This window comes from Paenibacillus sp. DRB1-1 (genome assembly GCF_052119485.1).
GTDB classification, from domain to species: Bacteria; Bacillota; Bacilli; order Paenibacillales; family Paenibacillaceae; genus Paenibacillus; species Paenibacillus polymyxa_B.
This window is the reverse complement of the sequence record NZ_JBODQH010000001.1, coordinates 3,134,071-3,143,135: the sequence shown is the minus strand read 5'-3', so window position 1 is coordinate 3,143,135 and position 9,065 is coordinate 3,134,071. Positions and strand designations below refer to the sequence as shown.

Genomic DNA, 9,065 nt, shown 5'->3' with positions numbered 1-9,065 from the left:
CGGGGATGATTATAATTTGGTTACGTTAGCGGCTTGTGGTCCACGTGCGCCTTCGACAATGTCGAACTCCACGTCTTGTCCTTCTTCAAGTGTTTTGAAGCCTTCTGTTTGAATTGCGGAAAAATGTACAAATACGTCGCCGCCGTCAGACGTTTCAATGAAACCATAACCTTTTTCTGCGTTAAACCATTTTACTTTACCTTGCATGCACTAACATTCCCTTCGTCATCAAATGAAGTGAAGCTCTCGCCCACATTTCCGACTATACCACCCAAAGTTATCCATTGTCAATTGGAATTGATAATGTTTTCATTCATAGTTATTCCAATTTTACAAAGTAATCTATTTCTATAGATTGAAATGGTATATTAAGCGAAGAGTTTACTATACAAGTATAGTAAACTCTTTGTGAATGTTTGAAACTCCTAGGAAAAAAACTTTGAAATTTTTTGTTATTTCTTTTTTACTTAATTATAGTAAACTACCGTTGGCTGGGGCTCAATTCCTTTTGCATAGTAGTAATTCAAGTTACTTACAAAATCAATTACTTTCTTTGTATCGAGATCATACACAAGAATGTCTGGATCTCCAGCCATATCAATAAAATCCAGGCGTCTCGGTGTAGTTCTGCCACTGGTGTCAACAAAAGAGGAACTGTGATACGGTGGATTGCCAGAACTATATGCAGATTCAAAATAGGTAAAAAGCGTATCTGCATTTAGAACAATCAGAACAGCATTATCCGAGCTTGCATAATTTGAGGTATACTTCACAGGCGTAGTGATGCTTTTAACCCGAACATCTGATACATCATGGCTCCTTGAAGAATAACTGCCACCACTAGAGAAGTTAAATTCTCTTGACCATTCCAAATTCGGGTTCGCCACCGTTGTATTGGCAATTTGGGTCCCATTCACCTTAATATCTCCATTTGGATACTCAATGACCGTATATAACAAATTGTTGGAGTAGGATGTTAGCTTGGCCGCCTTACCATTTATCGGTGTATCCGCTGGCGAGGCCGCATTCATGTGGATACTATAGCTTTCACCTACCGTTCCTGTGGAGGTAACACGAAGTCCCCAGTCCCCTGCTTTTAAGTCTGTAGCAAACTTCACTTCAGAGGCCTTGCCTCCAAAACCAGTCAAACTTGCTGTTCCCGTGCTCCAATCAACCGAGTACAAGTCAAATCTATAATTGGGATTACTGGATTTGATCTGAGCCAAAATGCGCCGTTGCACTTGATGAGCTGGCCTCAACTGAGGCTGGAGCTATTGACATACTGCTTAAAACTAAAATGGCTAATAAAATTCCAGAAACATATTTCCCCCACTTCATAAACATCATCCCTTCTCAGAATATTTAAAATTATTCATAGATTGAAAATAATTCCTATGGATGATGTGCTAATTCTATAACATACTTAATTATTCTTTATTCTAAGATTTCGTCTTAGACGATCTTACGTTGAATCTATGAACGAGCACTGATCAGCACTCTTATCATATAAAGAGAGCACTGTCATCTGGGGGAGCTAGGAAGTTTCACTTGCATCTCTTCTCTCCCCGTCCAATAATACCAACTTTCCATTTTTTGAATTCTATAACTGCACTTTATATATAAATTCAATGCATCGTAATTTCGACCTTGTGTTGAAACTACTAGTTGTTCAATCGGCCTACTTTAGTTTATATAACTCATCCACTTTTTCTATATCAAATATGTGGATAACAAGAATATCTACTATTTTCAAATAATCCAGTCATCATATTTTGTATAACAGGAAAGTCATGTTCCGTCGCTAATACAAGAGAACTTTTATTTTGTGCATTAGTTTCTATTCTAGTCTCAAATGTTACTTTAGTATCCACTATACAAATCCTCTTACCATACGACACCTCCATTAGTAGTTAAGCCCTTTTATACTATATTGATAGAAATGTCGAAGTATTTCGTATGTTGTCGCAACATAATAAATAACTGCCAGTTATTCAAAGACAGACCTTATTACGTCCTAAAATTAAATCCACTATTAAACTTTATTTTGAATATATAGACATTAATGTTTAGACATCCCTTTTGTTCTTTTGTATTCTTGGTAAGTAAATTAACTCAAAGGAGAATATAAATGAAAAAGATTTTTATCCCACTCTTACTTTCCATGTTTTTTGCATTATTTATCGTTTCACCCACTTTTGCTGCTACAAGTATTGGGTCAGTATTAGAGCAACCCGAACAAGGTTGGACAAGATATAATCACGACTCAAGTGAGATAACCTATTTAGGTGGAAAATGGACGCTGGATTCATATTCAAAATCTTATAATTCTACAATTGGCAATAAGGATACAGGCATTAAATTTAATTTTACTGGTTCTAAAATCCGATATATATCCACTACATGGTCATCTGGATCATCTAGTAATGATGTTATAATCGACGGTCAAGTTGTTGGTAAAATTAACTTTGCTGGTCCTGAAGTGTATCAGAAGAAAATGATGTTTGAAAAAACGGATTTAAGTCCAGGTGAACACTCATTCGAATTGAAAAATAATGGTACCAACTATATTTTCTTCTATGGTGTGGACATTGAAGGAACTTTAAAACCATTCAATCTAATAAACCCGACTCCTGTGGACCCCGTGCCTGTAGATCCAACGCCTAATCCTGATCCAACACCAACACCAAGTCCTAATCCTGATCCGTCTGAACCTACTGAACCTACTGAACCAACCGAACCAGCACAACCAACTGGCGACCGAGCTATTCTGACTGTAACCATGGACAATGGATTTGATAAAGAATTCGATCTTAGTAAAAAAGAATTGAATGCCTTCATCGCTTGGTATGACGCTAAAGATGCTGGTAGAGGTGCTTCATTCTTTGCCATTGATAAGCACAATAACAACAAAGGTCCATTCAGCAACCGTAAAGACTACGTAATCTTCAACAAAATCCTTACGTTTGAAGTAAGTGAGTATTCAACTAAATAATAAACAACAAAGGACTCCGTACTGGGTTACATACCAGCGGAGTCCTTTTTCACATCTACTCTAAATTCAAACTGCTTACGGAAGAATAAGATCCATTAATCTAATAGATTCCGGCGTTATTTTCTCAACTACTCCTCCGCAGTCTACAATCCCCTTCCTTTGTATCCCTAAGAATTTCTTGTGCTGCATCCTCTACGACTGCCAAATTGTATCTATTCGCCAAATCTAAAATTTTATCCATGTCACAAGCTAGTCCAGCATAATGCACCGGGACAATTGCTTTTGTTTTATCTGTGATCGCGTTTTCTATAAGATCTTCATTAATATTCATGGTATCAGGTCGAATATCCACGATACAATCTTAGCTCCTCTTAAAACAAAGGCATTGGCAGTAGATACGAATGTATAAGAAGGCATGATAACTTCATCACCTTGTTGGATATCCGAGAGAATAGCAGCCATCTCCAGAGCATGTGTGCAAGAATTCATTATTAACGTTTTTTACATCAAAAGTTCTTTCAAACTAGTTTGCACATAAACTCGTAAATTCTCCATCTCCCGAAAGATGTCCACTAGAAAATGACTTTTCAACATACTCTCCTTCTTTACCTACGATTGCCGGTACATTGAAATTTATCATTATCATCTCTCATTTCAGCAAATTATATGGTAAAATCTATGCCTATGTAGCTTAATAAAAGTGTGGTGATTTAGTCACAGTCTCTATAATCTGTCTCATAACTTTCACTGTAAAAAATTTCATCCGTCCTGTTTATTGCTAAAGATCTTTCCGCGTCCCCTAAATACAGGATTTCCCCATTTTTTTATAAATGTCTTTACATTCAAAACTGTTAATATGATAGTACTCTCCTGCCGTGTGAGCAACATCTCCGAAAGCATATGTAAAAACGGGTAGACCTTGCCGTAAAGCAATGGCAGCAGAAGTACCGCCTCCAGATCGAACTGTGTTTAAATAAGCGTCACACGGGGTATGGTCATTACATTTCAATAGATCGTCTAGTTCTGTTAAAAAAGAATTAGGTCGGAGCTTAGATTTGAGCCTTAGATGGACAAAACAAAGAGCGGCTTAAATGCAATATCAACTCTTATTAGGATATAAAAAAACAAGGGACAAACACAGTAGTTCGTTCCTATTCACATCACTCACAAATACGATGATGTCCCTAGAGGAGGTAGACGTATACAGTCTATTCTATCCATCCAAAACTCTCTGTTGTCAGAAATCCCCCCTTCTCTTGTACTGAAAGCACCAACAAATCCATTCTGTACTAGAACAGGAGTTAGTTTGTCCAACATTAACTTTTGGTTAACTCCACCACCAAAAGCAGGCGTATACCAGATCGGGTTTATACCTAAAACACTCTTCATCCAATCTTTACAAGGGCCGATTTCAATATCATAAAATTCCTGTGGATCGCCATTGTAAGGAATATGATTATGAGCATGCACACCTATAGTCATTCCTGCCTGGCTCATTTCAACTATTTCTTCTGTACTTATATAAAAATCATTTATAAATTTTTGCTTATCGGGAAACAAGGACTGAAAAATAGACTCGAGAAAGATAGTTGCTTCCGTAACAGATAATTTAAAATTAAGCATAAATTTATTGTATCTGCGGAGCTTTTTCTGTTCATACTTATAGATTTGGCTCTCCTCTTCCACACCGCTCGTATCATATGTCCCACTCAATAATTCCCATAACTCTTCATCGGATTTGAAGGAGAGCACCGTGTGTACCAAATGAACTAATGGAACGTTACCTGTGAGGTGTGGACCAGACATGATTGTAAAATATGCAGGAATTCCTTTTCTTTTTAAGATGTCAAAAGCAAACGTATATTGGTCTTTTGTACCATCATCAAACGTTAGTACACACCATGGTTCCGAGTTGGACTTATCAATCTCGTCTAACGAGATAATTCGATGTGTCTTGCTAATTAAATCTAGCTGTTCTTCAAAGTCATGGGGATGCATGGGAACAATCCCACCCCATCCCTTCTTCTCACGTACATAGTGGTACATCGCAGCAATATTACCCATTATCAATTCCACCCTTTAGGAAGTGGCCAAATGTTGGGACGATCCATATCTCCGTCAGTTTTAACAAGATATATGTCATTCACTTCCGTATTTTGAAAGTAACCTTCATTTTTTTTAATTTTCCATACAAAATTAATGGGATTAACACGATAACGAAAAGGCTGGAACAGGCCTGCCAATCCACATTCCTTTGGCGTGTAGTCTATATTTTGTTTTTTAAAACCGATGGATTCCAGAACATGCTCTAAACGATTTGAACTTAACTGAAAATCCGCCGCAACACACCCTTGGTCTCGAGCCCATGACAAAACCCCAGATACCATCTCAATCAAGCGATGATCTGCTATTCCTTCCCAAACATCCGCATTAGCTGGGATGATTTCTATAATCCTTAACACTTTTGTGCCGTGGATACTCTCTTCTGGAGCATATACTCGATCTAGACGTGCAACTACAATCCCTTCAGCAGTAGAATCACCGAAAAATAAATACTTATAGCCCGCACTATTTATATATCTCCATTCCCAAAAAGAGGCGCTACGGTATTGTGAAAGTGAGAACCGATGTTGAATACTTTTAATGTATAATTGCTCTAACTCATCACCCGTAATATTGAGTATTGGGCTGTATGAATGTATCAATCTTTCCTCAACACCTGACATCCATTGTCCAATATCCGAATGATCAAATGGATCATTTAGTAGGTTAACATAACCATTGGCGTCAAGCGGAATGATGTAACGGTTCAAATGATCTGAGTAAGAATACCGCATACGTTCATACATAGGTACCACTTGAAGATTACAACCTAAGGTCAAGCACACCGAATTGTACTTTTCAGCTTCTTTCATAAGCATAATGCCCAAGCCACTGTTTCTGTACTTCTCTGATACAATCCACATGGCGAAACTGATACCTTTATATTGTTCTCCGTTAGAACTATACTCCCCAGGAATGACCCCAAGGAATCCCTCAATACAGCCATTGTCGATCAGCAGTAAACTTTCCGATAAACCATTCTCGTCAATCCGATACTGCCAATCAAATAATTCTTTATTATAGATAGCATGCTCTGGAGACCAATTAATTCTCATAAACGCAACCAGCGACTCATAATCAGAATCTTTATATTTTACAATTTCCAATAGCTTTCCCTCCTTTTCACGCGTTATCTTTTTCTACATAACATTTCGAAGGAAATATCAATTATGAATATTATTCAAAATATGCAAAATGCTTTGCACTGAATCTATATTAGCTATTTCATCAATGGGAATAGACACATTAAAATTAGCTTCAAGTTCCATCACTAAATTCAATTGATTGAGCGAATCCCAATTTTCAAAGTCACTTTTTACCGATTCCAACGTCACTTTTTCGACAGACACATTCATAATTTTAGATATTATTGATTGAACCAACTCAAATTTATTCAAAAAGAGCACTCCTTAAGTAAGATATGATGAGGTAAGAATATCTCTCCTAGATCTAATTCATTGTTTTTAGATACATCCCTATACTTCTTTGAAATAAAGTCGTAAAAAGGGTTATTCTTTTCTGTTTTTATATACGTAGCCTTAATATTATGGGGGGAAAAATGCTTGATAACTAAATAAAGCATTGCTTCCTCAATCCCTTTGCCCATGACACGACAACTCATAACAAAATCATGGATTTCAGCCTGACCTTCATCATCACATGAAACCGAAATCAGTCCTGTATAACCTGCATTTCCAAACTTGTCTTCCACCTCAAATAAGATTGCATGATTATTCGGTAGTTCACTCCAGGACCAATACTCTTCAATCGTAAACCTGCGGGTCGCCATGTTAAACTGATTCGTTTTATTCATTAACTGGACAGCACGTGTTAGCAATATTTTATTCAATTTATGTGGAGTCAGCTTAATTTCAAGTGAGTGAAGCCACTCTTCCAATGACCCTACGTTTAACTTTATCGACTCCCGTTCTTGCTCCTGTTTGAACCAGTCTGTTCGTTTACGATCCTCCAACGTTATAGCAGGAGTCTCAAAACAATCCAGTTGGCTAATAAAAACAGGATATTGGGTTACATCTACAGGTAGATCAGGTACATATATTTCAGGAAGAGCTTGCTTGATACGATCTCTTTCAGATGGATTATCATCCAAAAACACAACAGATTGCAGACCTAGATTGAGTTCTTTTACAATTTCAACTACATTGGCTGCCTTGTCGTTCCAGTTGATTCGAATTGAAGAAAAGTCCTTTTTTCTCAGAATCATTTCTGGATGCTGTTCTATCATTTCTAGTGCTATCGGTTCGCTGTTTTTACTGCAAATAGCCAGAATGACACCTCGGTTACTCAAGCTGTACAATTCTTGCTGAAAAAGCTTGAAACTCTCACCGACGGGATCAATCCCCCCCAGTTTGATGTTGTCAATGCCATCGTCACCAATCACGCCACCCCAGAGTGTATTATCCAGATCACAGATAATTAACTTTTTACTTTGTCCGTATAGACCACTAATGATTGATTTTAGCTCATTGGATACAAAGAGAAAAAAATCGCGAGAGAACTGAATTTTCCCAAGTGCATACATTTTAGCATCGTAGCTTTTTTGCTGGATTGCTGCATACCAATAGCTAGAATCAAGAATGATAACATGCTCGTGCTCTTGTAGTCGTTCTGAAAGACGTAGATTCATTTGCATAAGTACATTGCTTAATCCTACATTGTGCTTTAATGTCATCGATTGTATCCAACGGTAATGAGGTGGGAGGGACCAAGACACAACAAAAATATGTTTTGCTTTTCCCTCAGCTCTGATAATAAGCTCACAAAATTGATCGACTTCATTAAGAACATCACCGATATTAACTTCCTTATATTCCAGCAGTTTATTAAAAGAAGGAATTACTTTCTCAGGACTTGTCCATAAAAGCAACATATCCTTTTTTTCCGACCATACGGAGTGATCAGAATTCATAAGAACCTGATTTACTTGATTATAAGGAGCTTCTGTCACTTCTAAAGTCAAATCTTGAAAAGATCCCTCTAGAAAACGAACCATCGGATTTAGATTAGAATCAGAGAGGATTAATAGTTTATTTTTTCTCATTTATTTTCTCCCCCATAAATCAAGGTTCAACTTACTTCATAATGGCGACACTACCACATAAGTCACTTATAGGCGTGTACTTAACACCATGTTCTCTACAATACTCTCTAACCGCCTGTTTTACACCATGAAATCGAGTACTGTTGTAGTCATGGATTATAATATATCCCCCATCTGACATCTTAGGATAGAAAAATTTTAATCCTTCGAGAATAGGCTGATACAAATCAACATCCAAACTAACAAATGCAAAAGTTTCATTCACGTCACTTGCTGATTCTGGAAAATACCCTTTTTTCACAATACAATTTTCTTTATACATCATTTTATTCAGTACTAAGTCCACATCCGAATTGCAAAATTCTCCTGCAACCGAGTTTGAAAAATCCCCTTTATTCTCGTTATCAATATCCTTTTGATCAAAACCGCTAAAGGTATCAAATAAATATAATTGACGATCAGGAAAAACCCGGTTAATATACTTAGAAAATTCCCCCTTAAACACACCGAGCTCTGCTACACTTCCCTTTACTTCGCACTCATTTATTTCATCAGCAATTTGCCGTAATAGAGCCAGCCTAGTATCAAATTTTAAACTCATAAAATAGTCAATAATTTTTTCCTTTTCAATCGACAACTCTTCAGTGAGCTGCTTGTACACTGATTCTCCATGAATATTCGCTATAATTACATAATCGAATACAAGCTTACAAATTTCATTAGGAGCAACGACCGGTTTGGACAAAAATTTCGAGCCTTGTTTAGATACATCATTGTCTGCAAATGCGATAACCTCGAATTCATCACTTAATAGATAATGAACACGAAGTCCTCCGTCACCTGCACCAAAAATAACTACCTTTGCTTTATCAATCAAATTCTACACCTCTCCCGAAATAAGCATCATAA

At 37.1% G+C, this 9,065-nt stretch carries 9 protein-coding genes and 1 pseudogene; 1 reads left to right on the top strand and 9 read right to left on the bottom strand.

The window, feature by feature from the left end; genetic code table 11:
- Positions 1-9: 9 nt before the first annotated feature.
- The 3 genes from ACQW03_RS13970 to ACQW03_RS13960 all read right to left on the bottom strand — a co-directional run bounded on the left by ACQW03_RS13970 (position 10) and on the right by ACQW03_RS13960 (position 1,871).
- Positions 10-207 (bottom strand): cold shock domain-containing protein, encoded by a 198-nt coding sequence (locus ACQW03_RS13970; RefSeq protein ID WP_013312263.1) that lies wholly within the window; start codon positions 205-207, stop codon positions 10-12.
- Positions 208-467: 260 nt separating this feature from the next.
- Positions 468-1,241, bottom strand: coding sequence for a hypothetical protein (locus ACQW03_RS13965; protein WP_441950217.1), 774 nt, complete (start codon positions 1,239-1,241; stop codon positions 468-470).
- 474 nt (positions 1,242-1,715) lie between these two features.
- On the bottom strand, positions 1,716-1,871 hold the full coding sequence (locus tag ACQW03_RS13960) for a hypothetical protein (protein WP_181127318.1): 156 nt from the start codon (positions 1,869-1,871) through the stop codon (positions 1,716-1,718).
- Between the two features lie 257 nt (positions 1,872-2,128).
- On the opposite strand from ACQW03_RS13960, the gene ACQW03_RS13955 reads away from it, so the two are divergent.
- A complete protein-coding gene (locus tag ACQW03_RS13955) occupies positions 2,129-2,992 on the top strand; it encodes a hypothetical protein (protein ID WP_220030311.1) in 864 nt (287 codons plus the stop codon).
- A 124-nt stretch (positions 2,993-3,116) separates the two neighbouring features.
- Here ACQW03_RS13955 and ACQW03_RS13950 read toward each other — a convergent pair.
- The 6 genes and pseudogenes from ACQW03_RS13950 to ACQW03_RS13925 form a co-directional block, all read right to left on the bottom strand.
- A pseudogene (locus ACQW03_RS13950) lies at positions 3,117-3,454 on the bottom strand (aminotransferase class I/II-fold pyridoxal phosphate-dependent enzyme).
- A gap of 702 nt (positions 3,455-4,156) precedes the next feature.
- Complete coding sequence (locus ACQW03_RS13945; protein WP_104497794.1) at positions 4,157-5,056, bottom strand: polysaccharide deacetylase family protein; 900 nt, start codon at positions 5,054-5,056, stop codon at positions 4,157-4,159.
- 2 nt (positions 5,057-5,058) lie between these two features.
- On the bottom strand, positions 5,059-6,201 hold the full coding sequence (locus ACQW03_RS13940; RefSeq protein ID WP_104497793.1) for a GNAT family N-acetyltransferase: 1,143 nt from the start codon (positions 6,199-6,201) through the stop codon (positions 5,059-5,061).
- 57 nt (positions 6,202-6,258) lie between these two features.
- Positions 6,259-6,501: an acyl carrier protein gene (locus ACQW03_RS13935; RefSeq protein ID WP_252508942.1), complete on the bottom strand. Its 243-nt coding sequence runs from the start codon at positions 6,499-6,501 to the stop codon at positions 6,259-6,261.
- Positions 6,489-8,156: an HAD-IIIC family phosphatase gene (locus ACQW03_RS13930; protein ID WP_104497791.1), complete on the bottom strand. Its 1,668-nt coding sequence runs from the start codon at positions 8,154-8,156 to the stop codon at positions 6,489-6,491. Before ACQW03_RS13930 ends, ACQW03_RS13935 begins: the two co-directional genes overlap by 13 nt.
- A 31-nt stretch (positions 8,157-8,187) precedes the next feature.
- The gene (locus tag ACQW03_RS13925) at positions 8,188-9,033 is read right to left on the bottom strand and encodes a TylF/MycF/NovP-related O-methyltransferase (protein WP_104497790.1); all 846 of its coding nucleotides are present in this window, start codon (positions 9,031-9,033) and stop codon (positions 8,188-8,190) included.
- Positions 9,034-9,065 lie beyond the last annotated feature (32 nt).

What these genes read in the sequence shown, in the direction of transcription:
- ACQW03_RS13930 (WP_104497791.1), bottom strand. Translation starts at nt 8,156, where the DNA reads ATGAGAAAAAATAAACTATTAATCCTCTCTGATTCTAATCTAAATCCG.
- ACQW03_RS13945 (WP_104497794.1), bottom strand. Translation starts at nt 5,056, where the DNA reads ATGGGTAATATTGCTGCGATGTACCACTATGTACGTGAGAAGAAGGGA.
- ACQW03_RS13970 (WP_013312263.1), bottom strand. Translation starts at nt 207, where the DNA reads ATGCAAGGTAAAGTAAAATGGTTTAACGCAGAAAAAGGTTATGGTTTC.
- ACQW03_RS13955 (WP_220030311.1), top strand. Translation starts at nt 2,129, where the DNA reads ATGAAAAAGATTTTTATCCCACTCTTACTTTCCATGTTTTTTGCATTA.